The following is a 23,484-nucleotide window of genomic DNA, read 5'->3' as shown; positions in this document are numbered from 1 at the left end:
TACGTAGGGGGTGGGGATTCGAATGGAATCACGTATCGGGCGCCGGGTCAGCGGTTTGCGGCCCGCGCACGGCGAGAGACCGGCGCGCGGAGGCTTGGGGGCCGGCCGGGCCGGGGGCGGGGCGGCCGGGGTTCGCGGGCGGGCGGCGGGCGCCGAGTAGGGTGCGTGAGGTGCGGGCACCGGCCGGGTGGTGGACACGGCGGCCGGGCAGGGCCGTGGCGGAGAGGTGCGAGGGTGAGGCTGACGATTCTGGGCGGCGGCGGGTTCAGGGTGCCGCTCGTGTACGGGGCACTGCTCGCGGACCGGGCCGAGGGCCGGGTCACCGAGGTCGTGCTGCACGACCTCGACGCCGGACGGCTGTCCGCGGTCACCCGGGTCCTGGCCGAGCAGGCCGCCGCGGTGCCCGACGCCCCCCGGGTGCGGGCCACCACCGACCTGGACGAGGCGCTGCGCGGCGCCGATTTCGTGTTCTCCGCGATCCGGGTGGGCGGTCTGGAAGGGCGGGCGAACGACGAACGGGTGGCGCTCGCGCAGGGCGTGCTCGGCCAGGAGACCGTCGGCGCGGGCGGGATCGCCTACGGGCTGCGCACCGTGCCCGTCGCCGTCGACATCGCCCGGCGGGTGGCCCGCCTCGCACCCGACGCCTGGGTCATCAACTTCACCAACCCGGCCGGACTGGTCACCGAGGCGATGTCCCGCCACCTCGGCGACCGGGTCATCGGCATCTGCGACTCACCGGTCGGCCTCGGCCGCCGTATCGCCCGGGTGCTCGGCGCGGACCCGCGTGAGGCGTGGATCGACTACGTCGGGCTCAACCACCTCGGCTGGGTGCGCGGTCTGCGGGTCGCGGGCCGGGACGAACTCCCGCGCCTGCTCGCCGATCCCGGCCTGCTCGGCTCCTTCGAGGAGGGCCGGCTCTTCGGCGCCGAATGGCTGCGGTCCCTGGGCGCGATCCCCAACGAGTACCTGCACTACTACTACTTCGGCCGCGAGGCCGTGCACGCCTACCAGCGCGCGGAACGCACGCGCGGGGCCTTCCTGCACGAGCAGCAGGCCCGGTTCTACGAGGAACTGCGCGCCCCGGACGCCCCCGCGCTGGACGCCTGGAACCGTACCCGCGCCGAGCGCGAGGCCACCTACATGGCGGAGAACAGGGAGGCCGCCGGGGCGGGCGAGCGGGAGGCCGACGACCTCTCCGGCGGCTACGAGAAGGTCGCCCTCGCCCTGATGCGGGCCGTCGCCCGCGACGAACGCACCACCCTCATCCTCAACGTCCGCAACCGCGGCACGCTGGCGGCGCTCGACTCCGAGGCGGTGATCGAGGTGCCCTGCCTGGTCGACGCAAACGGCGCGCACCCGGTGGCGGCCGAGCCGCTGCCCGGCCACGCCACCGGGCTGGTGTGCGCGGTCAAGGCGGTCGAGCGCGAGGTGCTCGCCGCGGCCGACTCCGGCTCGCGCGCGACGGCGGTGAAGGCCTTCGCCCTGCACCCGCTGGTCGACTCCGTGACCGTGGCCCGCACCCTGGTCGAGGAGTACGTGCGGGTCCACCCGGGCCTGGCCTACCTGACCTAGTCGGGCGCGGACCACGCGCCGGGGCGGTCGGCCGCTCCCCCGTCCGGCGACCGACCGTCCCGCCCCCCGTTCCCCGCGGCTCCCCCGTGCTCCCCGCGTCCCCCACCCTTGAGAGTCGCTGACGCGGGGCCTGATACACCCCCGGAGAAAGAAATCCGGGAAAAAATCCGGAGGAAGGATCCGGGGCTCACCCGGGGCCGCGAAGGTGACGGTCCGTCGTGCGCGCACCCCGAATCCGGCCACCGCGGTGGCCGGATACCGGACTCCTCCTTGTCCGCACGCGGCCGGGTGTGTTGTGGTGGTGCGCGTCGAGTGGCTGACGGGGGGCACGGGGTGACGGCGACGAGCGGTGGTTCCGGGCGGCTGCTCGCCGTCAGCGACCTGCACATCGGCTACCGCGAGAACCGGGCTCTGGTCGAGCGGACCGTGCCGGACTCGGAGGACGACTGGCTGATCGTCGCGGGAGACGTCGCGGAGACCGTCACCGACATCCGCTGGGCCCTGAAGACGCTCGCGAGCCGCTTTGGCAAGGTGATCTGGGCGCCCGGCAACCACGAACTGTGGACCCACCCGCGCGACACCGTCACCCTGCGCGGAGCCGCCCGCTACGAGCACCTGGTCGACCTGTGCCGCGAACTGGACGTGACGACACCCGAGGACCCCTACCCCCTCTGGACCGGACCCGGCGGCCCGGCGGCCGTGGCACCGCTGTTCCTCCTGTACGACTACTCGTTCCTGCCGGAGGGCTGCGCCACCAAGGAGGAGGGCCTCGCCTACGCGCACGGCACCGGCATCGTCTGCAACGACGAGTACCTGCTGCACCCCGACCCCTACCCGAGCCGGGAGGCCTGGTGCCGGGCGCGGGTCGCCGAGACCGAGCGGCGGCTCGGTGCGCTGCCCGAGGACCTGCCCACCGTGCTCGTCAACCACTATCCGCTGGACCGGCACCCGATGGACGTGCTCCGGTACCCCGAGTTCGCCATGTGGTGCGGCACCCGGCTGACCGCCGACTGGCACCGCAGGTTCCGTGTGACCGCCATGGTCTACGGGCACCTCCACATACCGCGGACCAGCTGGCACGAGGGCGTCCGTTTCGAGGAGGTGTCGGTGGGATACCCCCGCGAGTGGCGCGAGCGCCCCGGACCACCGGGAAGGCTGCGCCGCGTACTGCCGATGGAGGACACGACCGGTGATCGATGAGCTGCTGCCGGACGCGGTGGTGGCGGTGGAGACGTACGGCGCCGAGGAAGCCGGCCGCGCCGCGCTCTACCCCGAGGAGCAGGCGGTCGTGGTGCGCGCGGTCGCCAAGCGGCGCCGCGAGTTCGCCGCCGTGCGGGAGTGCGCGCGCCGCGCCATGGACAAGCTCGGCGTACCGCGACAGCCCGTGCTGCCCGGTGAGCGGGGCGCCCCGCGCTGGCCGGCGGGACTGGTCGGCAGCATGACCCACTGCGACGGCTACTACGCCGCCGCGCTGGCCCGGGCCACCGACGTGGCCTCCCTGGGCATCGACGCCGAGCCCCACGCGGCGCTCCCGGAAGAGGTCCTGCCCGCCGTCACGCTGCCCGACGAGAGGCGCCGGCTGGACCTGCTGGGCGGCCGGCGGCCCGACATCCACTGGCCCAGGCTGCTGTTCAGTGCCAAGGAGTCCGTGTACAAGGCGTGGTTCCCGCTGACCGGCGCGTGGCTGGACTTCAAGGAGGCCGACGTGGACATCCGCACGGACGGCGGCACCCCGCACACCGGCTCCTTCCAGGCCCGGCTCCTGGTCCCCGGCCCGCTGCTGGGCGAGCACCGCCTCACCCGTTTCGACGGCCGCTGGACCGTACGGGCGGGCCTGCTGGCGACGGCGGTGACGGTGCCGGTCTCCTGAAGCCCCGTTCGCCCGCCCCGCCGACCCCACCGGCCCCAACGGCCCCGTCGCGGCCCGGGGGCGGGACGCGCCGACCGGCCACGGCGGCCCTCGCCCGGGCGGCGCCTGGCTGGGCTTGCGCCTTGCCCGGCTTGCGCCCTGCCCGTGATCGGTCCGGCCTGGGCCCGGGCCGGACCCTACGCGGCTTGCGCGCGGCCCGGCTTGTGCACGGCCCGTGCCCGGCCCGGCCCCCTACGCGGCCCGGCGCGCGCCCTGCCTGGCTTGCGCCCGGCCAAGCTCCCGCCCGACCTGCGCCGCGCCCGGCCTGGCCTGTGCCCGGTCCGGCCCTACGCGGCTTGCGCGCCGCCCGGTTGTGCACGGCGCGTGCCCTGCCCGGCCTGCGCCCTGCCCGGCCTGCGCTCAGCCAGGCTCGCGTCCGGCCAGGCTCGCGTCCGGCTCCCGCCCGCCCCGGCTCGCGCCCCGCGCCTGGTTCGCGTCCTGCCCGCACCCGGCGGCCCCCGCCCCGTGACCCGTCCCGCGAGCGCCCGCGCCGTCCCGCGAGCGCCCGCCCGGTCGGGAGCGGGGGCGCCCGTCGAGCGGAACCGGCCAGGGCCCCTCGCGGCCGGTCACGGCACCGGCGGGCACCACTCGTGCAGCAGCCGGAAGAACGCCTCCTCGTTGCCCGCCAGACCGGCGCGGGCCAGGGCCTGTTCCGCCTCGGCGAGGACCGCGGGCGGGACAAGAGGCGGCCGTCCGGCGGCCGGTGGCCCGTCGAAGGCGGCGCGCACGGTGTGCAGCAGCCGCAGGTAGGCCTGGACGGCGGTGCGTTCGTGATCGGTCAGGACGGCGGTCGGCATGGGACGCTCTCCCCGGTTTCGGCGGCACACGGTCACGCACGCCCCCGGTCGCCCGGGCGGCGCGGTACGCCTGCGCACAACGGCGGCGCACCCTCCAGCTTGCCGTCCCCCACTGACAATGCCCCCGTGCCGAGCGCCGGTTCGCCCACTCAGCGCAGCGAGTCCCCTGCTCGCACGGCCGTCGCGGCCGCCCGCCGCAGGGGCGTCGGCCTCGTCGGCAGGAGCCCGGGGCCGTGGCTCCGCGCGGTCCGCTCCCGGACGCCGCGCGGGATCACTCCTCGGGCCGTTTGACGCTCTCCAGGAGCATGTCCAGCCACTCGGCGACCTTGTCCCGGTGCTGGTCCGTGGGCAGTTGGGCGGCGCGCCAGGCGATGCCGCGGACACCGTGGTTCTGCAGCAGCCGCTCCAGCGCGTCCCCGTCGGCCGCCGCCGCCTCCCGTTCGCGGTCGGCCAGGCGTTGCAGCAACTCCTGCTCGGTGCGCTGCAGGGCGCCCGCGAGTGCTTCGGGGTCCTCCGCGGTGAGGAACCCCGCGTGGACGCGGAAGAACCGCTGGAGGGCGTCGCAGTGCTCCATGGTGGGGCGCCGGTCGCCGTTGATGAGGGCGCCCGCCTGCTGGCGGGACATGCCCGCGCCGTCCGCGATCTCCTGCTGCGTGTAGCGCCGGCCGTTCGGTTTGAGCCGGGTGCGGCGCAGCAGGTCGAGCCGTTGCAGGAACCGCGCCTGCACGTCCGGTTCGCCCGCGTCCCGTCCGCTCAGCAGCGCTCTGACCACGTCCGGGGGCACGCCGCAGGCCGTGGAGAGGCGGTCGATGGCGAAGACCTCCGCCTGGGGCACGCCGAGCCGGTCGGCGAGCGCGGTGACACGCGTGACCACCGCCGGCAGTACGACCGACGCCGTGGTGCCCGGATCCTCGATGCCGTCCGTCACCGACAGATCTCCTACGTCTCTCACAGGCTTCTCACGGGGCGGGGTGCCGTGAACTTCCCGGAGAGTAGCCCGTTGCCCGAACCCGCATCCAGGTCTCGCCACAACTGTGGCCAATTCCAGCCGTCAACCGTCATGAAATGCCACGATAGTTGACATGGCATGCCGCTGAGCAGCAGGATCAAGGCGCCGCGTGAAGGCCGCAGAGGCAAGAGGGGTGACCTCCCGATGGCATTTCAGGCAGGAGGGCAGCGGCCGGCGCCGCGGTCCGTTCCCGTCCGTCCCGAGGCGCAGGCCTACCTGCAGGACTACGCCGCGCTCCTGGAGGCCGTCTCCTTCCCGTCCTTCGTCGTCGACCACCGCTGGGACGTGATCCTCACCAACAGCGCCTACACCTCGCTCTTCCGGGGCGTCGGCCCGCACCCGTCCGCCATGCCGGGCGACAACTTCCTGCGTTTCGTCCTGTTCCACCCGGACGCCGGCACGGTCCTCGGCGACCACGAGGCCCGCTGGTGCCTGCCGATGCTCGCGCAGTTCGCGGCCGCCGTGGAGCGCCGCGGCCCCGACCACGGGCTGCAGGCCATCCGCCGGGACATCGCCCAGGACCCCATCATGGAGGCCGCCTACCGGCACGGCCTGCCGCACTGGATCCGCGCGGCCGGCCCCGCGGCCACCCGCTCCGACGGCGCCGTCCGCCCGCTGCTGCACCCCGACCCCCGCTGGGGCACCACCGACTGCCGGGTGGTCGAGGAGACCCCCGAGACCCTGCGGGACCTCGGGTACACCCGGCTCACCCTGGTGCTGCGCGACGCGCGCCGTACCGCTCCGGCCGCGCGCGGGCCGCGCCGCGCCCGCCGTCCGTCCGGTCACCTCAGCGTGGTGCCGGACTCCGAGGCCTGACCCGGCACCGCCGGCGTTCAGGTCGCCGACGGCGCCGGGCGGCCCGGGCCGTCCTCCGCGCACCCGCCCCCGCCCGCCTGCCGTCCGCTCACCACGAGGACGAGCGGCACGCCCCGGCACGGCACCAGCCGCAGGCCGCCGTGGTCGACGCCGTGCGCGTCCTCGATCACCGCCGCGAAGTCGGGGCCCCGGGTGAGGGATCCGGCCAGATGCGCCGGGTCCGCGGAGGCGGCCACCCGCCCGCGCGCGTTCACCAGGTGCGCGGCACGGGGGAGGCGGCGCAGCAGCGGCAGCACCGCCGCCTCGAGGTGCCGCAGGTACACGTCCGCCGCGGCCACCCCGGCGAAGCCGCCCGCCACCCGCACCGGGGCGGACAGCGTCAGGCTGTACTCGTCCGAGCAGAGGTAGTCGACGTAGGGCCCCGCCACGGCCCGCAGGCCGGTGTCGCGCGGGAGCGCGAACCAGTCCCAGTGCGTGTAGTCCGCATACGCCGACCGGCCGGGGTCCAGGTCCACGAGCAGCGGCCGCACCCCGCCCTCGGCGGTGCTCTGCCACCACTCCAGCCACCCCGGCACGTCGGCCAGGAGCCCGGGGGCGGCGATGAAGCCCACGCCGGACACCAGCCCGGCGCGGCCCAGCCGCAGGTGCAGCGCGGGCCGCAGCGCGGCGAGGTCCGCGCTGACCGGCCGCCGACCCCGCTCCCGCAGGCGCTCCAGCAGCCCCGCCGCATCGGCGCGGGTCTCGGCGACCGCCTCGAACACCGCCTCCAGGGCGCGGCCCACCAGTGCGGCGACGCGCTCCTCGGCGCGGCTGCCGTCGGCCGCCGCCGCCACGGCGAGCCCTGGACCCCTGCTCATGGCGCCCTCCAGCGGACAGGACCGGAGACCGGCGGCGCCGGGCGGCGCTCAGCGAGCCAGCCGCAGCGCGATCAGCCGCGCCGCCGACTCCCGGACGCACCGCTCGGCCGACGTACCGGCGGCCTCACCGGCGCCATCCTGCACGGCACGGACCAGACGGCGATGGCGCACCGCGACTTCTTCACGATATTCGTCGTCGTCCAACACGAGACACAGCAGCGCGCCGACCTCCCGCTGGAGCGCGACCTGCTCGCGGGTGAGCCGCGCGGACTGGGCCGCGGCCGCCAGTTCGACGTGGAAACGGCCGTACACCCGGCTGCGTGTCGCCGCCTCGGCCGCGGACATCAGCTCCTCGACCGAGCGGTGCAGGGGCGTCAGGTCCTCCGGCGCCGTGCGCTGGGCGGCGAGCCGGGCCGAGGTGCCCGACAGGGCGGCCCAGTGGTCCCCGAGGTCGCGCAGCTCCTCGGTGCTCCAGCCGCTCAGCCGGGCCCGCAGCCGCTGGGCGCCGGGGAGTTCGGGCCGGGAGACGAAGCTGCCGCCGCCGCGACCGCGCCGGGTGGTCACCAAGCCCTGCTGCCGCAACGCCATCAGCGCCTCCCGCAGCGTCACCGTGGACACCCCGAGCCGGCCCGCCAGGACGCTCTCGCCGGGCAACTGCTCCCCGTCGGCCAGCAGTCCCAGCTCTATGGCGTCGCCTATCCTGCGGACCACCGTCTCCACCCGCGCCCGGCTCTCCACCGGCGCGAACACCGCCGCGTGCGCCCCCACGTGCTGTTCCAAGGCCACCACCTCGCCCGTTGACCCAAGCTTTGCCCGGAGGCGGTCTTGAGCTTTGAACTATGACTTCATATGTTTCCCTGCAACGTTCGTGAGCGCCAGAAAGGTTCCCGCATGGAGGGAAGCGCGATCCGGCTGCAGGGCCTGCGCAAGACGTTCGGCGAGACGACCGCGGTGGCCGGGGTCGATCTGGAAGTGGGGGACGGGGAGTTCTTCTCCCTGCTCGGTCCCTCGGGCTCGGGCAAGACCACCGTCCTGCGCCTGATCGCCGGATTCGAGACGCCCACCGGCGGCAGCGTCGCGCTCGGCGGACGGGACGTCACGGACCTCGCCCCCTTCGAACGCGACGTCCACACCGTCTTCCAGGACTACGCCCTCTTCCCGCACATGACGGCCGAACAGAACGTCGCCTACGGCCTCAAGGTCCGCAAGGTGCCCAAGGCGGAGCGGCTGGTGCGGGCCCGCAAGGCGCTCACCGAGGTCGGTCTGGACGGCTACGGCAAGCGGCGCCCGGCGGCCCTGTCCGGCGGCCAGCGCCAGCGGGTGGCCCTCGCCCGCGCCCTGGCCGGCCGCCCCCGCGTCCTGCTGCTCGACGAACCGCTCGGCGCCCTCGACCTGAAGCTGCGCGAGCGGATGCAGGTCGAACTCAAGACGCTCCAGCGCGACGTCGGCATCACCTTCGTCCTGGTCACCCACGACCAGCAGGAGGCGCTGACCATGAGCGACCGCATCGCCGTCTTCCGCGAGGGCCGCGTCGAACAGGTCGGCACCCCCGCCGAGATCTACGAGCGGCCGGCGACCGCCTTCGTCGCCTCCTTCGTCGGCACCTCCAACCTGCTCCAGGGCGAGTCCGCCCGGCGGATCCTCGGTACCGGCGGCGTCCACAGCATCCGGCCGGAGAAGATCCGCGTGCACAAGGAGGCCGCCCTCGCGGACGACCCCGGACACGCGACCGCCACCGGGACCGTCGCCGAGGTCGTCTACCTCGGCGACTCCACCCGCTTCCTGGTCGACCTCGACGCCGGCGGCCGGCTCACCGCGCTCCAGCAGAACCTGGAGTCCTCCGCCGAGGACGTCGCCGCCTACCGCGGCACCAGGGTCCGCCTGTCCTGGCACCGCCGGCACACCGTCCAGGTGCCCGGCGCCGTCTGAACCGTTCCCGTCCCCTGGGAGGCACGTCATGCGACCCGCCCGAACCCTGCTCGCCACGGCCGCCGCCGCGACCCTGCTGGCCGCGACGGCCTGCGGCTCCTCCGGCGACGGCGGCTCCTCCGGCGGCGGCCTGAACCCGCCCGACCTCAAGGCACCCGCCCACCTGGGCCGCACCGAGGGCCAGGTCGACCTGATCGCCTGGGCCGGGTACGTCGAGGACGGCTCGAACGACCCCAAGGCCGACTGGGTCAGCGGCTTCGAACGGCAGACCGGCTGCCAGGTCCGCTCCAAGGTGGCCGCCAGCTCCGACGAGATGGTCAAACTGATGAAGACGGGCCAGTACGACGCGGTGTCGGCCTCCGGGGACGCCTCCCTGCGCCTGATCGCCTCCGGCGACGCCGCCCCCGTCAACACCGCGCTCGTGCCCAACTACAGCGGCATCTTCCCCGACCTGAAGATGCAGCCCTGGAACTCCGTCAAGGGCAAGGCGTACGGCATCCCGCACGGCCGCGGCGCCAACCTGCTCATGTACAACACGGACAAGGTGAAGCCGGCCCCCACCTCCTGGTCGGCCGTCTTCGACGGCGCGGCGGCGTACAAGGGGCACGTCACCGCCTACGACTCGCCCATCTACATCGCCGACGCCGCCCTCTACCTGAAGGCCACCCGGCCCGAGCTGAAGATCAAGGACCCCTACGCCCTGGACCGCGAGCAGTTCGACGCGGCCGTGGCCCTGCTGAAGAAGCAGAACTCCAGCGTCGGCGAGTACTGGGGCGACTACCTCAAGGAGGTCTCCGCATTCAAGAGCGGCGACTCCGTGATCGGTACCACCTGGCAGGTCATCGCCAACCTCGCCGCCTCCGAGGGCGCCGATGTCAAGGCATTCGTCCCGAAGGAGGGCTCGACCGGCTGGTCCGACACCTGGATGGTCTCCGCCAAGGCCAAGCACCCCAACTGCGCCTACAAATGGCTCGACTGGATCGTCTCCCCGAAGGTCAACGCCCAGGTCGCCGAGTACTTCGGCGAGGCACCGGCCAACGCCGCGGCGTGCCAGCACACCGGTGACCGCAAGTTCTGCACCACGTACCACGCCGCCGACACCGGGTACTGGAAGCGGATCGCCTTCTGGAACACCCCCATCGAGCAGTGCCTGGACGGCCGGACGGACGTGAAGTGCGTGCCCTACGCCCAGTGGGTGCGGGCCTGGACCGAGATCAAGGGCTGAGCCGTGACCGCCACCGCACCGAGCGCGGCGCGCCGGGCCGGGCCGGGGGCCGCCCGGCGGCTGGCCGGGGCGCTGCACCGCCGCCCCCGGCTCAGGCTCTCGCTGCTGCTGGCCGCCCCGCTGCTGTGGCTGACCGTGCTCTACCTCGGCTCCCTGGGCGTGCTGTTCGTCTCCGCCTTCTGGACGACGGACACCTTCACCTCCGCGGTCGTCAAGGTCTGGTCCGCCGACAACTTCCACGCCCTGCTGACCACCCCGGTCTACCGGCAGGTGATCGTGCGCAGCATCGGCGTCGCCCTCGCGGTCACCGCCCTGTGCGCGGTGATCGCCTTCCCGCTCGCGTTCTACACCGCGCGCGTCGCCCGGCCCCGGTGGCGTCCGCTGCTGGTGGTGGCCATCCTCACCCCGCTGTGGGCGAGTTACCTGGTCAAGGTGTACGCCTGGCGGCTGATCCTCTCCCGGGGCGGACTCGCCGACTGGGTGCTGGAGCCGTTCGGTCTGACCGGCCCCGGGTTCGGGCTGCCCGCGACGGTGCTGACCCTGACGTACCTGTGGCTGCCGTACATGATCCTGCCCGTGCACACCGCCCTGGAGCGGCTGCCCGCGGGCCTGCTCGACGCCTCGGCCGACCTCGGCGCCCGGCCCTCCAGGACCTTCCGGTCGGTGGTGCTGCCCATGGTGCTGCCGTCGGTCGCCGCCGGATCGGTCTTCACCTTCTCGCTCAGCCTCGGCGACTACATCACCGTGCAGATCGTCGGCGGCAAGACCCAGCTGATCGGCAATCTCGTCTACTCCGACATCGAACTCGACCTGCCCATGGCGGCCGCGCTGGGCACCGTCCCCGTGGTCGTCATCGTCCTCTACCTGCTCGCGATGCGCCGCACCGGTGCCCTCAGCAGTCTGTGAACCGCCGTCCCAGGGGGTGTTCCCACGTCATGCAGCTCTCCCGCCGGGCGCGCATCGCGCTCCGCGTCGCCGCCGGGCTCGGCTTCGCGGTCATCTACGTCCCGCTGCTGCTGGTCCTCGTCAACTCCCTCAACCCCGACCGCAGCGCGAGCTGGCCGCCCCGGGGACTGACCCTGCACTGGTGGGCGGCGGCGTGGCGCAGCTCCGGGGCCCGCGCGGCCCTGTGGGTTTCGGTGAAGGCGGGCCTCGGCGCGACCGCGATCGCCCTGGTCCTCGGCACGCTCATCGCCTTCGCGGTGGCCCGGCACCGCTTCTTCGGCCGCGGCGCCGTCTCCTTCGTCGTCGTACTGCCGATCGCGCTGCCCGGCATCGTGACCGGCATCGCCCTCAACTCCGCCTTCTCCACGGTGCTCGCCCCGCTCGGCGTGGGACTCGGTCTGTTCACCGTGGTCGTCGGGCACGCCACGTTCTGCGTCGTCGTCGTCTTCAACAACGTCGTCGCCCGGCTGCGGCGCACCACCACCTCCTACGAGGAGGCGGCGACGGACCTGGGCGCGCACACCTTCCGCGTCTTCGCCGACGTCACCTTCCCGCTGGTGCGTTCGGCGCTGCTCGCGGGCGCGCTGCTGTCCTTCGCGCTGTCCTTCGACGAGATCGTGGTGACCACCTTCACCGCCGGGCCCGGTGTCGAGACACTGCCGGTCTGGATCTTCGGCAACATGACCAGGCCGCGCCAGGCCCCCGTGGTCAACGTCGTGGCGGCCGTCCTGGTGCTGCTGTCGGTCCTGCCGATCTACCTCGCCCAGCGGCTGTCGTCGGACACGGCGACGACGAGCCGCGTGTAGCCGCGCACGCCGGTCATCCAGGCCGCGCTCCGGGAGCCCGCACGGCGCAGAGAGGCGCGTACGGCGCGCGTCACGGCCTGCCGGTGGCCGGAACCTTTACGCAAACGCCTTGCGATTCTTGCGCTATTCTTGCGTGCATGACGCGACGACTTGCGGAAGTGGCGAAGAAGGTCGGGGTCAGCGAGGCCACGGTCAGCCGGGTGCTCAACGGCAAACCCGGAGTCTCCGAAGCCACCCGGCAGGCGGTCCTGTCCGCGCTGGACGTGCTCGGCTACGAGCGGCCCACGCAACTGCGCGGCGAGCGCGCCCGGCTGGTCGGCCTGGTCCTGCCCGAGCTGCAGAACCCCATCTTCCCCGCCTTCGCCGAGGTCATCGGCGGCGCCCTGGCCCAGCTCGGCCTGACCCCGGTGCTGTGCACCCAGACCAAGGGCGGGGTGTCCGAGGCCGACTACGTCGAGCTGCTGCTCCAGCAGCAGGTCTCCGGGGTCGTCTTCGCCGGCGGCCTGTACGCCCAGTCGGACGCGCCGCACGACCACTACCGGCTCCTGGCCGACCGCAACATCCCCGTCGTGCTGGTCAACGCGGGCATCGCGGACCTCGGCTTCCCCGCGGTGTCCTGCGACGACGCGGTGGCCGTGGAACAGGCCTGGCGGCACCTGGTCTCCCTGGGGCACGAGCGGATCGGCCTCGTCCTCGGGCCCGGCGACCACGTGCCCTCCGCCCGCAAGCTGGCGGCGGCCCGCGCGTTCGGCGTCGAGCTGCCCGACGAGTTCGTCGGCCGCGCCATCTTCTCCATCGAGGGCGGCCACGCCGCGGCGGCCAAGCTCATCGACCGGGGCGTCACCGGGTTCATCTGCGCCAGCGACCCGCTCGCCCTGGGCGTCGTGCGCGCCGCGCGCCGCCGCGGACTCGACGTCCCCTCCCGGATCTCCGTCGTGGGCTACGACGACTCCGCGCTGATGAACTGCACGGAGCCGCCCCTGACCACCGTCCGCCAGCCCATCGAGTCCATGGGCAAGGCGGCCGTGGAACTGCTCAACGCGCAGATCGGCGGCAGCGCCGTCCCCGCCGACGAGCTTCTGTTCGAGCCGGAACTGGTGGTCCGCGGCTCCACCGCGCAGGCCCCCCGCCCCTGACGGGCCCGGGGCCTGCGCGGTGGTCCCAGGGAGACGGTGCACTGTCAAATAATTTCAGTTTCTGCGCGACATCTTGCGCGCTGCTGCCCCCGGTGCTTGAGTGTGCGACGCCCACCGCTCCTGTCCAGAGGGGTCCACCGATGAGAAGCACCGGGTTCCGCCATGCCGTCGCCGCGATCGGCGTCTGCTCCCTTGCCCTCGCCGTGACGTCGTGCGGTTCGGACGACGACGCGTCCGCGAACGGCAAGACCCGCATCACGGTCAACTGCGAGCCGCCCAAGAGCGCGAGGACCGACCGGAAGTTCTTCGACGAGGACGTGGCGTCCTTCGAGAAGCAGCATCCGGACATCGACGTCGTCACACACGACGCGTTCCCCTGCGAGGACCCCAAGACGTTCGACGCGAAACTGGCCGGCGGGCAGATGGAGGACGTCTTCTACACCTACTTCACCGACGTCAAGCACGTCGTCTCCACCGGCCAGGCCGCCGATCTCACCCCGTACGTCAAGGAGCTGAAGAGCTACGGCACGCTCCAGAAGCAGCTGCGCGACATCTACACCGTGGACGGCAAGATCTACGGCATCCCGCGCACCGGCTACTCGATGGGCCTGATCTACAACAGGAAGCTCTTCCAGAAGGCCGGCCTCGACCCCGACAAGCCGCCGACGACCTGGGAGGAGGTGCGCGCCGACGCCAGGAGGATCGCCGCACTCGGCGGCGGCACCGTCGGCTACGCCGACTACAGCGCCCAGAACCAGGGCGGCTGGCACTTCACCGCCGAGCTGTACTCCCAGGGCGGCGACGTCGTCAGCGCCGACGGCAAGAAGGCGAACGTCGACACCCCCGAAGGGCGTGCCGTCCTGCAGAACCTGCACGACATGCGCTGGAGCGACGACTCCATGGGCAGCAAGCAGCTCCTCGTCATCAACGACGCCCAGCAGATGATGGGTTCCGGCAAGCTCGGCATGTACCTCTCCGCCCCGGACAACATCCCGATCCTGGTCAAGGAGAAGGGCGGCAACTACAAGGACCTCGCCCTCGCCCCCATGCCCGGCGGCAAGGGCACCCTCGTCGGCGGCGACGGCTACATGTTCAACAAGAAGGACACGCCCGCCCAGATCCGGGCCGGCCTGAAGTGGCTCGACCACATGTTCCTCACCCCCGGCAAGGGCTTCCTCGGGGACTACGCCCGCGCCAAGAAGAACGACGCACCCGTCGGCCTGCCCGAACCCCGCCTGTTCACCGGCGCCGCCGACGCCACCGACCAGCAGGTCAAGAAGGCCAACGCCAACGTGCCCGTGGAGAACTACCGCTCCTTCCTGGAAGGCAACCAGAACCTTCGGCTGAAGGTCGAGCCGCCCAACGCACAGCAGATCTACTCCGTCCTGGACGGCGTGGTCTCCGCCGTCCTGACCAAGAAGGACGCCGACGTCGACCAGCTCCTCGAGGACGCCTCCGGCAAGATCGACGGCATCCTGGCACGGAGCTGACCCGCCATGACCAAGACGGCCGAGCGGCGGCCCGCCCGGGCGGTCGCCGTCCACCCCCTGCCGGCGCCGCCCCGCGCCCGGGAGCGCAGGCGGCGCCGCCTCGCCGAACAGGCCCGTGCCTACGCCTTCCTGCTCGGCGGCCTGATCTGCTTCGCCCTGTTCTCCTGGTACCCGGCGATCCGCGCCGTCGTGATCGCCTTCCAGAAGTACACCCCCGGCCAGGCACCCCAGTGGGTCGGCACCGCCAACTTCACCCACGTCCTGCACGACCCGGAATTCGGCGCGGCCTGGCGCAACACCCTCACCTTCACCGCGCTCGCCCTGCTGATCGGCTTCGCCGTCCCCTTCGTCCTGGCCCTCGTCCTGAACGAACTCAGGCACGCCAAGGCCTTCTTCCGGGTCGTCGTCTACCTGCCGGTGATGATCCCGCCCGTGGTCAGCGCCCTGCTGTGGAAGTGGTTCTACGACCCCGGAGCGGGCCTGGCCAACGAGGCGCTGCGCGCCCTGCACCTGCCCACCTCGAACTGGACCAACGGCGCCGACACCGCCCTGGTCTCCCTCGTCCTCGTCGCCACCTGGGCCAACCTCGGCGGCACCGTCCTGATCTACCTGGCCGCCCTGCAGTCCATCCCCGGCGAGCTGTACGAGGCCGCCGAACTGGACGGAGCGGGCCTGCTCCAGCGCATCCGGCACGTCACCGTCCCGCAGACCCGGTTCGTGATCCTGATGCTGATGCTGCTCCAGATCATCGCGACCATGCAGGTCTTCACCGAACCGTTCGTGATCACCGGCGGCGGCCCCGAGAGCGCCACGGTCACCGTCCTCTACCTCATCTACAAGTACGCCTTCCTCTACAACGACTTCGGCGGCGCCTGCGCCCTCAGCGTCATGCTGCTCGTACTGCTCGGCGTGTTCTCCGCCGGCTACCTGCGGCTGACCCGCTCCGGCTCCGGCCAGGAGGACGCATGAGCAGCACCCGTACCCTCCTCTCCCCGGCGGCCCTGGCCCGCCCCCGCGGCAAGGCCCTCTACTGGACCGTCTTCACCGGCGTGGTCCTGCTGTTCACGCTCGCCTTCCTCTTCCCGGTCTACTGGATGGTGACCGGCGCCCTGAAATCACCGGACGAGGTGGCACGGACCCCGCCCACCCTCATGCCGGAGCACTGGCACCTGAGCGCCTACACCGACGCCTGGGACCTCATGCAACTGCCCCGGCACCTGTGGAACACCTTCGTGCAGGCGGCCGGCGCCTGGGCCTGCCAGCTGGTGTTCTGCACGGCCGCCGCCTACGCCCTGTCCCGGCTGCGCCCCGCCTTCGGCAAGGTGATCCTCGGCGGCATCCTCGCCACCCTGATGGTGCCCGCCCAGGCCCTGGTCGTACCGAAGTACCTGACCGTCGCCGACCTGCCGCTGATCCACACCAGCCTGCTCAACGACCCCCTCGCCATCTGGCTCCCGGCCGCCGCCAACGCCTTCAACCTCTACCTGCTCAAGCGGTTCTTCGACCAGATACCGCGCGACGTGCTGGAGGCCGCCGAGATCGACGGTGCCGGAAAGCTGCGCACCCTGTGGTCGATCGTGCTGCCCATGTCACGGCCCGTGCTCGGCGTGGTGTCCATCTTCGCGCTGGTCGCCGTCTGGCAGGACTTCCTGTGGCCGCTGATGGTCTTCTCCGACACCGACGAACAGCCCATCAGCGTGGCCCTCGTCCAGCTCTCGCAGAACATCCAGCTGACCGTGCTCATCGCCGCGATGGTGATCGCCAGCATCCCGATGGTCGCCCTCTTCCTCGTCTTCCAGCGGCACATCATCGCCGGGATCAGCGCGGGCAGCACCAAGGGCTGACCACCGCCCGCCCACCCTCCCCCCGACCGACACAGAAAGGCACGCACCGTGGGACAGCCCACCCCTGCCCGAAACGGCCGTGACGACGACGCCTGGTGGCGCTCCGCCGTGATCTACCAGGTGTACGTCCGCAGCTTCGCCGACGGCGACGGCGACGGCACCGGGGACCTCGCCGGCGTCCGCGCCCGCCTGCCCTACCTCGCCGAACTCGGCGTGGACGCCCTGTGGTTCAACCCCTGGTACCTGTCCCCGATGAAGGACGGCGGCTACGACGTCGCCGACTACCGGGCGATCGACCCCGCCTTCGGCACCCTCGCCGAGGCGGAGAAACTCATCGCCGAGGCCCGGGAACTGGGCATCCGCACCATCGTCGACATCGTGCCCAACCACGTCTCCGACCAGCACCCCTGGTTCCGGGCCGCGCGGGCGGGCGGCGCCGAACGCGAGCTGTTCCACTTCCGTCCCGGCCGGGGCGCCCACGGCGAACTCCCGCCCAACGACTGGACCTCCGAGTTCGGCGGGCCGGCCTGGACCCGGCTGCCCGACGGCGCCTGGTACCTCCACCTGTTCGCGCCCGAGCAGCCCGACCTCAACTGGGCGCACCCGGCCGTCCGCCAGGAACACGAGGACATCCTGCGGTTCTGGTTCGAGCGGGGCGTCGCCGGCGTCCGCATCGACTCGGCCGCCCTGCCCGCCAAGGACCCCCGCCTGCCCGACCTCGCCGAGGGGCGCGACCCGCACCCGTACGTCGACCGGGACGAACTCCACGACATCTACCGCTCCTGGCGCCGCGTCGCCGACGAGTACGGCGGCGTCTTCGTCGGCGAGGTGTGGCTCCCCGACAGCGAACGCTTCGCCCGTTACCTGCGCCCCGACGAACTGCACTCCGCCTTCAACTTCTCCTTCATGGCCTGCCCCTGGGACGCCGCCCGGCTGCGCACCTCCATCGACGAGACGCTGGCCGAACACGCACCCGTGGGAGCCCCCGCCACCTGGGTGCTGTGCAACCACGACGTCACCCGCACCGTCACCCGCTACGGCCGCGCCGACACCGGATTCGACTTCGCCACCAAGGCCTTCGGCACCCCCACCGACCTCGCCCTCGGCACCCGGCGCGCCCGCGCGGCGGCCCTGCTGTCCCTGGCCCTGCCCGGCGCCGTCTACGTCTACCAGGGCGAGGAGCTGGGCCTGCCCGAGGCGGACATTCCCCTGGACCGCATCGAGGACCCGATGCACGAACGCTCCGGCGGCACCGACCCGGGCCGCGACGGCTGCCGGGTCCCGCTGCCCTGGTCGGCCGACGCGCCCCACGCCGGGTTCGGGACCGAAGCTGCCCGGGAGCCGTGGCTGCCGCAGCCGGCCGGCTGGGCCGGCCACGCCGTCGACCTCCAGCAGCGCGACCCCGCCTCCATGCTCGCCCTGTACCGCGAGGCGATCCGGCTGCGCCCGGCCTTCGGCGACGCCCCCCTCACCTGGCTGGACGGCCCCGACGGCGTCCTCGCCTTCACCCGCGCCGACGGGACGGCCTGCGTGGTCAACCTCTCCGGCGCCCCCGCCGAACTCCCCGCCCACACCCGACTCCTGCTGGCCAGCGGCCCCCTCGACGAGGCCGGCCGCCTCCCGCAGGACACGGCGGCCTGGCTGCGCGCCTGAAGGCGCGCGGCACCGGGGCCACCGCGCCCGGACCACTCGACGCCGGGCCCCGGCCGCCGATCCGCACAGCGCTATCCCCGCACCCCCACCACGAAGGGATCAGCACATGCACGGCACCAGCACGCCCAGATCCGTCCGCCGCCTGCCGGCCGTCGCGGCCACCGTCGCCCTCGCCGCCGGCATGCTCGTCACCCTCGGTGCGCCCGCCGCCCATGCCGCCGCGGGCGCCACCCTCCCCTTCACCTCCGTCGAGGCCGAGTCCGCCGCCACCACCGGCACGAAGATCGGCCCCGACTACACGCAGGGCACCCTCGCCTCGGAGGCGTCGGGCCGCCAGGCCGTCCGGCTCAGCACCGGACAGCGCGTGGAGTTCACCGCACCGCGCGCCGCCAACGCCCTGAACGTGGCCTACAACGTGCCCGACGGCCAGTCCGGCACCCTCAACGTCTACGTCAACGGCACCCGGCTCGCCAAGACCCTCACCGTCACCTCCAAGTACTCCTACGTCGACACCGGCTGGATCACCGGAGCCAAGACCCACCACTTCTTCGACAACGCCCGGCTGCTGCTCGGGCAGAACGTCCAGGCCGGTGACAAGATCACCCTGGAGGCGGCGAACGTCCAGGTCACCGTCGACGTGGCCGACTTCGAACAGGTGGCGCCTGCCGCCGTCCAGCCGGCCGGATCGGTCTCCGTGGTCTCCAAGGGCGCCGACCCCAGCGGCCAGGGCGACTCCACCCAGGCCTTCCGCGACGCCGTCAACGCCGCCCAGGGCGGGGTGGTGTGGATCCCGCCGGGCGACTACCGGCTGACCTCCTCGCTCGGCGGCGTGCAGAACGTCACCCTCCAGGGCGCGGGCAGCTGGTACTCCGTCGTGCACACTTCCAGCTTCATCAACCAGGGCAGCTCCTCGGGCGGTGTGCACCTCAAGGACTTCGCGGTCATCGGCGAGGTCACCGAACGCAACGACGGCAGCCCCGACAACTTCGTCAACGGCTCCCTCGGGCCCGGCTCCAGCGTCTCCGGCATGTGGATCCAGCACCTCAAGTGCGGCCTGTGGCTGACCGGGAACAACGACAACCTCGTCGTCGAGGACAACCGCATCCTCGACACCACCGCCGACGGCCTCAACCTCAACGGCAACGCCAGGGGAGTGAGGGTCCGCGACAACTTCCTGCGCAACCAGGGCGACGACGCCCTCGCCATGTGGTCCCTGTACGCACCCGACACGGACAGCAGCTTCGAGCACAACACCATCTCGCAGCCCAACCTCGCCAACGGCATCGCGATCTACGGCGGCACCGACATCACGGTCTCCGACAACCTGGTCTCCGACACCAACGCCCTCGGCAGCGGCATCGCCATCTCCAACCAGAAGTTCATGGACCCCTTCAACCCGCTCGCCGGGACGATCACGGTCGCCGGCAACACCCTGGTGCGCGCGGGCGCCATGAACCCCAACTGGAACCACCCCATGGGCGCGCTGCGCGTCGACTCCTACGACAGTGCGATCAACGCCACCGTGAACATCACGGGCACCACCGTCGTCGACAGCCCTTACAGCGCCTTCGAGTTCGTCTCGGGCGGCGGTCACGGGTACCCGGTGAAGGGCGTCACCGTGGACGGCGCCACGGTGCGCAACACCGGAACGGTCGTCGTCCAGGCCGAGGCGCAGGGCGCGGCGACGTTCCGGGGCGTCACCGCCACCGGTGTGGGCTCCGCCGGCGTCTACAACTGCCCCTTCCCGTCCGGCTCGGGCAGCTTCGCGCTCGCCGACGGCGGCGGAAACTCCGGCTGGACCAGCACCTGGGAGGACTGCTCCACCTGGCCGCAGCCCGGCCAGGGCAACCCGGCTCCCGATCCGAACCGCAACCTCGCCAAGGGCCGTCCGGCCACCGCCACCGGCTCCCAGGACGTCTACACGCCCGGCAAGGCGGTCGACGGGGACGCGAACAGCTACTGGGAGTCGGCCAACAACGCCTTCCCGCAGTCCCTCACCGTCGACCTCGGATCGAGCCAGACCGTGCGCCGGCTGGTGCTGAAGCTCCCGCCGTCCGCCGCCTGGGGCGCCCGGACCCAGACCATCGCGGTCCTGGGCAGCACCGACGGCACGAACTACACCACGGTGGCGGGCGCGCAGGGCTACCGCTTCGACCCGGCGACCGGCAACAGCGTCACCGTCGCCCTGCCGGCCGGGACAGCCCTGCGCTGGCTGCGGCTGACCGTCACCGGCAACACGGGCTGGCCGGCCGGGCAGTTCAGCGAGGTGGAGGCGTACGCGACCTCCTGAGCGGCCCTCCGGGCCCCGGCCGGCGCCCCGCGCGGGGCGCCGGCCGGCAGCCACCCGGGAGCCGGCCACCGGGCCGGCTCCCGCACCGGCACGCCGGTCCCCTGACTTTCACATGGACGTCACCGCACCCTTCCCTCCCGTTCGGTGCTCTTGGAACACTCGCTGCGCGCAGCACTCACCCGTTCCGGCCGTCCGTGCACGAGGATGTGAGGACCTTCATGCCGTCACCCACCCCCGAGGTCAACCGGCGCCGCTTCCTGCAGATAGCGGGCGCGACCACCGCGTTCACCGCGCTGTCCGGCAGCATCCAGCGCGCGGCGGCCCTGCCCGCCCACCGCCGCACCGGATCGATCGAGGACGTCGAGCACATCGTCGTCCTCATGCAGGAGAACCGGTCCTTCGACCACTACTTCGGCACCCTCCGCGGCGTACGGGGCTTCGGCGACCCGCGCCCGGTGCCGCTGCCGAACGGCAAGCCGGTGTGGCACCAGACCAACGGCGCGGGCAAGGAGGTGCTGCCCTTCCGCCCCGACGCCGACGACCTGGGCCTGGCCTTCGTCCAGGACCTCCCGCACGGCTGGAACGACGGGCACGCCGCGCACGACCGGGGCCGCTACGACCAGTGGGTGCCGTCCAAGGGCACGACGACGATGGCGTACCTGACCCGCAAGGACATCCCGTTCCACTACGCGCTCGCCGACGCGTTCACCGTCTGCGACGCCTACCACTGCTCGCTCATCGGCTCCACCGACCCCAACCGCTACTACCTGTGGACGGGTCACACCGGCAACGACGGCAAGGGCGGCGGCCCCGTCCTCGGCAACGAGGAGGCGGGCTACAGCTGGACGACGTACCCCGAGCGCCTGGAGAAGGCGGGCGTCTCCTGGAAGATCTACCAGGACGTCGGTGACGGGCTGGACGCCGCCGGCGGCTGGGGCTGGATCAACGACGCCTACCGCGGCAACTACGGGGACAACTCGCTGCTGTACTTCGACCAGTACCGCGGCGCCAAGCCCGGCGACCCGCTGTACGACAAGGCCCGCACCGGCACCGACGCCCGCACCGGCGAGGGGTTCTTCGACCGGCTCAGGTCCGACGTCAAGGGCGGGAAGCTGCCGCAGATCTCCTGGATCGTCGCCCCCGAGGCCTTCTCCGAGCACCCCAACTGGCCCGCGAACTACGGCGCCTGGTACGTCTCCCAGGTCATCGACGCGCTGACCGCCGACCCGGCGGTGTGGGCGCGGACCGCCCTGTTCCTGACCTACGACGAGAACGACGGCTTCTTCGACCACCTCGTCCCGCCCTTCCCGCCGGCCTCCGCCGCTCAGGGCCTGTCCACGGTCGACGCGGGCCTCGACCTGTTCAAGGGCGACGCCGGCCACGTGGCCGGTCCCTACGGACTCGGCCAGCGCGTGCCGATGCTGGTGATCTCACCGTGGAGCAAGGGCGGTTTCGTCTGCTCCGAGACGTTCGACCACACCTCGGTCATCCGGTTCATGGAGCGCCGCTTCGGGGTGCGGGAGCCGAACATCTCGCCCTGGCGGCGGGCGGTCTGCGGCGACCTGACCGCGGCGTTCGACTTCTCCGGCAAGGACACCGCCCTCGTCTCCCTGCCGGACACCGCCGGATACGCGCCGCGGGACCACGACCGCCACCCCGACTACGTGCCGACCCCGCCGGCCCAGGGCTCCCTGCCCCGCCAGGAGCCCGGACGGCGGCCCACCCGCCCGCTCAGGTACGCGCCCGTGGTGGACGGTTCGGTGGACGCGGCGGCCGGGAAGTACACGCTCACCTTCGCCTCGGGCGCGCAGGCCGGGGCCGCCTTCCTGGTCACCTCGGGCAGCCGCTCCGACGGCCCCTGGACCTACACCACCGAGGCCGGCAAGACCGTCTCGGACACCTGGAACTCGGTCTACTCCGGGGGGTCGTACGACCTGAGCGTGCACGGCCCCAACGGCTTCCTGCGCGTCTTCAAGGGACCCGGCAGGACGGCCGGTCCCGAGGTCACCGCGCGGCCGGCCGGCGACGACATCGAGCTGACCTTCACCAACAGGGGCTCGAAAACGGTGGATCTCGCGGTGGCGGACGGCTACGGCGGGGGCCGGACGACGGTCCAGGTCCAGCCGGGTGCGGCGGTGCGCCGGCGGGTCGTACTGGCGGCCAGCGAGCGCTGGTACGACCTGACCGTCACGTCGGGGGCGGATCCGTCCTTCCTGCGGCGGTTCGCCGGCCACGTCGAGAACGGCCTTCCGGGGGTGAGCGATCCGGCGATCGCGGCCGGCTGACCGGCGGGCGGACAGCGGTTGCTTTCCGGCCGGCTCGCGGTAGTGTGCCCCGGTGACCACGCATTCGAACACACCTGCAGGCTGGTACCCGGACCCCCACGGGGCGGCGCAGACGCTGCGCTACTGGGACGGCGCGCAGTGGACCGAGCACACCCACGCCGCCCAGCAGCAGGCCCCCGCGGCCCAGCAGGCTCCCGCCGCCCAGCAGGTCCCGGGCGGGCCGGCCGGTGCCGACGCGCGCGTGCAGCGTCAGGTGCAGCAGCAGGCCGGCGTCGCCCCCGGCGGCGCCGGCGGCGGCACCCTGTTCAGCGAGCCGGTCCTCGTGGTGAACCAGAAGGCCAAGCTGATCGAGCTGACCAACGAGTACAAGGTCTTCGACCAGAACGGCAACCAGATCGGCGCCGTCACCGAGATCGGCCAGAGCACGCTGCGCAAGGCCCTGCGGTTCGTCTCCAGCCTGGACCAGTTCATGACCCACCGGCTGGAGATCCGCGACGGTCACGGGCAGCCGCAGCTCGTGCTCACCCGGCCCGCGAAGTTCGTCAAGTCGCGGGTGATCGTCTCGCGCCCGGACGGCTCGGAGGTCGGCGAGATCGTCCAGCAGAACGTCTTCGGCAAGATCAACTTCGCGATGAACGCGAACGGGCAGCAGGTCGGCGCCATCAAGGCGGAGAACTGGCGCGCCTGGAACTTCGCGATCGTCGACCACGCCGACAACGAGGTGGCCCGGATCACCAAGACGTGGGAGGGGCTGGCCAAGACGATGTTCACCACGGCCGACAACTACGTCCTGCAGATCCACTACCAGCTGCCCGAGCCGCTGCTGAGCCTGGTGGTGGCGACGGCGCTGACCGTCGACACGGCCCTCAAGCAGGACTCGCGCGGCTGGGGCTGACCCAGCACGGGCCGCGCCGCTGCGGC

20 protein-coding genes are annotated in these 23,484 nt (G+C 72.6%); 16 read left to right on the top strand and 4 right to left on the bottom strand.

All coding sequences use genetic code 11. The annotated features are described in order from the left end of the window. The first annotated feature begins 234 nt into the window (after positions 1 to 234). The 3 genes from IG64_RS33370 to IG64_RS33360 all read left to right on the top strand — a co-directional run bounded on the left by IG64_RS33370 (position 235) and on the right by IG64_RS33360 (position 3,442). Positions 235 to 1,572, top strand: coding sequence for a 6-phospho-beta-glucosidase (locus IG64_RS33370; RefSeq protein WP_037863236.1), 1,338 nt, complete (start codon positions 235 to 237; stop codon positions 1,570 to 1,572). Between the two features lie 333 nt (positions 1,573 to 1,905). Further along, the gene (locus IG64_RS33365) at positions 1,906 to 2,772 is read left to right on the top strand and encodes a metallophosphoesterase family protein (RefSeq protein WP_037863234.1); all 867 of its coding nucleotides are present in this window, start codon (positions 1,906 to 1,908) and stop codon (positions 2,770 to 2,772) included. Next, positions 2,762 to 3,442: a 4'-phosphopantetheinyl transferase family protein gene (locus IG64_RS33360; RefSeq protein ID WP_037863232.1), complete on the top strand. Its 681-nt coding sequence runs from the start codon at positions 2,762 to 2,764 to the stop codon at positions 3,440 to 3,442. Before IG64_RS33365 ends, IG64_RS33360 begins: the two co-directional genes overlap by 11 nt. Before the next feature lie 605 nt (positions 3,443 to 4,047). Here the strand turns inward: IG64_RS33360 and IG64_RS33350 are convergent. Together IG64_RS33350 and IG64_RS33345 are read right to left on the bottom strand one after the other, a co-directional pair. Then, positions 4,048 to 4,278 carry a hypothetical protein gene (locus IG64_RS33350; protein ID WP_037863228.1) on the bottom strand — a complete coding sequence of 77 codons (231 nt, stop codon included), beginning with the start codon at positions 4,276 to 4,278 and terminating at the stop codon, positions 4,048 to 4,050. A 271-nt stretch (positions 4,279 to 4,549) separates the two neighbouring features. Beyond that, positions 4,550 to 5,206, bottom strand: a complete 657-nt coding sequence (locus IG64_RS33345; protein WP_037863226.1) for a helix-turn-helix domain-containing protein — start codon at positions 5,204 to 5,206, stop codon at positions 4,550 to 4,552. A 225-nt stretch (positions 5,207 to 5,431) separates the two neighbouring features. Here IG64_RS33345 and IG64_RS33340 point away from each other — a divergent pair, with 225 nt between their 5' ends. Further along, the gene (locus IG64_RS33340; protein ID WP_037863265.1) at positions 5,432 to 6,103 is read left to right on the top strand and encodes a hypothetical protein; all 672 of its coding nucleotides are present in this window, start codon (positions 5,432 to 5,434) and stop codon (positions 6,101 to 6,103) included. A 17-nt stretch (positions 6,104 to 6,120) separates the two neighbouring features. On the opposite strand, the gene IG64_RS33335 is transcribed toward IG64_RS33340, so the two are convergent. Both IG64_RS33335 and IG64_RS33330 read right to left on the bottom strand, forming a co-directional pair. Then, positions 6,121 to 6,960 (bottom strand): hypothetical protein, encoded by an 840-nt coding sequence (locus IG64_RS33335; protein ID WP_234438690.1) that lies wholly within the window; start codon positions 6,958 to 6,960, stop codon positions 6,121 to 6,123. A gap of 48 nt (positions 6,961 to 7,008) precedes the next feature. After that, entirely contained in the window at positions 7,009 to 7,749 is a 741-nt protein-coding gene (locus IG64_RS33330) for a FadR/GntR family transcriptional regulator (protein WP_078884368.1), read from the bottom strand. Positions 7,750 to 7,851: 102 nt separating this feature from the next. Between IG64_RS33330 and IG64_RS33325 the strand changes: the two genes are divergently transcribed. The 12 genes from IG64_RS33325 (at position 7,852) to IG64_RS33270 (ending at position 23,458) form a co-directional block, all read left to right on the top strand. Beyond that, positions 7,852 to 8,889 (top strand): ABC transporter ATP-binding protein, encoded by a 1,038-nt coding sequence (locus IG64_RS33325; protein WP_037863222.1) that lies wholly within the window; start codon positions 7,852 to 7,854, stop codon positions 8,887 to 8,889. Positions 8,890 to 8,917: 28 nt separating this feature from the next. Then, complete coding sequence (locus tag IG64_RS33320; protein WP_037863219.1) at positions 8,918 to 10,114, top strand: ABC transporter substrate-binding protein; 1,197 nt, start codon at positions 8,918 to 8,920, stop codon at positions 10,112 to 10,114. Between the two features lie 3 nt (positions 10,115 to 10,117). Beyond that, entirely contained in the window at positions 10,118 to 11,020 is a 903-nt protein-coding gene (locus tag IG64_RS33315) for an ABC transporter permease (protein WP_037863218.1), read from the top strand. A 29-nt stretch (positions 11,021 to 11,049) separates the two neighbouring features. Beyond that, positions 11,050 to 11,865, top strand: a complete 816-nt coding sequence (locus tag IG64_RS33310) for an ABC transporter permease (RefSeq protein WP_037863216.1) — start codon at positions 11,050 to 11,052, stop codon at positions 11,863 to 11,865. Between the two features lie 137 nt (positions 11,866 to 12,002). After that, complete coding sequence (locus IG64_RS33305; RefSeq protein ID WP_199811701.1) at positions 12,003 to 13,001, top strand: LacI family DNA-binding transcriptional regulator; 999 nt, start codon at positions 12,003 to 12,005, stop codon at positions 12,999 to 13,001. Positions 13,002 to 13,141: 140 nt separating this feature from the next. Continuing rightward, positions 13,142 to 14,491, top strand: a complete 1,350-nt coding sequence (locus tag IG64_RS33300) for an ABC transporter substrate-binding protein (RefSeq protein WP_037863212.1) — start codon at positions 13,142 to 13,144, stop codon at positions 14,489 to 14,491. Between the two features lie 6 nt (positions 14,492 to 14,497). After that, positions 14,498 to 15,460: a carbohydrate ABC transporter permease gene (locus tag IG64_RS33295; RefSeq protein ID WP_037863210.1), complete on the top strand. Its 963-nt coding sequence runs from the start codon at positions 14,498 to 14,500 to the stop codon at positions 15,458 to 15,460. Beyond that, a complete protein-coding gene (locus IG64_RS33290) occupies positions 15,457 to 16,335 on the top strand; it encodes a carbohydrate ABC transporter permease (RefSeq protein WP_037863209.1) in 879 nt (292 codons plus the stop codon). The genes IG64_RS33295 and IG64_RS33290 overlap by 4 nt, the downstream gene beginning before the upstream one ends. Positions 16,336 to 16,383: 48 nt before the next feature. Then, the gene (locus IG64_RS33285) at positions 16,384 to 17,988 is read left to right on the top strand and encodes a glycoside hydrolase family 13 protein (protein ID WP_037863206.1); all 1,605 of its coding nucleotides are present in this window, start codon (positions 16,384 to 16,386) and stop codon (positions 17,986 to 17,988) included. 106 nt (positions 17,989 to 18,094) lie between these two features. Further along, positions 18,095 to 20,278 carry a discoidin domain-containing protein gene (locus tag IG64_RS33280; protein ID WP_037863205.1) on the top strand — a complete coding sequence of 728 codons (2,184 nt, stop codon included), beginning with the start codon at positions 18,095 to 18,097 and terminating at the stop codon, positions 20,276 to 20,278. A 218-nt stretch (positions 20,279 to 20,496) separates the two neighbouring features. Continuing rightward, positions 20,497 to 22,563 carry a phosphocholine-specific phospholipase C gene (locus tag IG64_RS33275; protein WP_037863204.1) on the top strand — a complete coding sequence of 689 codons (2,067 nt, stop codon included), beginning with the start codon at positions 20,497 to 20,499 and terminating at the stop codon, positions 22,561 to 22,563. 52 nt (positions 22,564 to 22,615) lie between these two features. Then, positions 22,616 to 23,458: a phospholipid scramblase-related protein gene (locus tag IG64_RS33270; RefSeq protein ID WP_037863202.1), complete on the top strand. Its 843-nt coding sequence runs from the start codon at positions 22,616 to 22,618 to the stop codon at positions 23,456 to 23,458. The last annotated feature ends 26 nt before the right edge of the window (positions 23,459 to 23,484 follow it).

It is taken from the genome of Streptomyces sp. NRRL S-340, from assembly GCF_000720185.1.
In the GTDB taxonomy this organism is placed as follows: domain Bacteria; phylum Actinomycetota; class Actinomycetes; order Streptomycetales; family Streptomycetaceae; genus Streptomyces.
The sequence above is the reverse complement of the archived record's forward strand: the minus strand, read 5'-3'. Positions and strand labels throughout refer to the sequence as shown.

Bases quoted from the DNA above. Each gene is read 5' to 3' on its own strand.
- IG64_RS33325 (WP_037863222.1), top strand. From the start codon at position 7,852: ATGGAGGGAAGCGCGATCCGGCTGCAGGGCCTGCGCAAGACGTTCGGC.
- IG64_RS33310 (WP_037863216.1), top strand. From the start codon at position 11,050: ATGCAGCTCTCCCGCCGGGCGCGCATCGCGCTCCGCGTCGCCGCCGGG.
- IG64_RS33320 (WP_037863219.1), top strand. From the start codon at position 8,918: ATGCGACCCGCCCGAACCCTGCTCGCCACGGCCGCCGCCGCGACCCTG.
- IG64_RS33335 (WP_234438690.1), bottom strand. From the start codon at position 6,960: ATGAGCAGGGGTCCAGGGCTCGCCGTGGCGGCGGCGGCCGACGGCAGC.
- IG64_RS33340 (WP_037863265.1), top strand. From the start codon at position 5,432: ATGGCATTTCAGGCAGGAGGGCAGCGGCCGGCGCCGCGGTCCGTTCCC.
- IG64_RS33290 (WP_037863209.1), top strand. From the start codon at position 15,457: ATGAGCAGCACCCGTACCCTCCTCTCCCCGGCGGCCCTGGCCCGCCCC.
- IG64_RS33280 (WP_037863205.1), top strand. From the start codon at position 18,095: ATGCACGGCACCAGCACGCCCAGATCCGTCCGCCGCCTGCCGGCCGTC.
- IG64_RS33275 (WP_037863204.1), top strand. From the start codon at position 20,497: ATGCCGTCACCCACCCCCGAGGTCAACCGGCGCCGCTTCCTGCAGATA.
- IG64_RS33350 (WP_037863228.1), bottom strand. From the start codon at position 4,278: ATGCCGACCGCCGTCCTGACCGATCACGAACGCACCGCCGTCCAGGCC.
- IG64_RS33295 (WP_037863210.1), top strand. From the start codon at position 14,498: ATGACCAAGACGGCCGAGCGGCGGCCCGCCCGGGCGGTCGCCGTCCAC.
- IG64_RS33305 (WP_199811701.1), top strand. From the start codon at position 12,003: ATGACGCGACGACTTGCGGAAGTGGCGAAGAAGGTCGGGGTCAGCGAG.
- IG64_RS33300 (WP_037863212.1), top strand. From the start codon at position 13,142: ATGAGAAGCACCGGGTTCCGCCATGCCGTCGCCGCGATCGGCGTCTGC.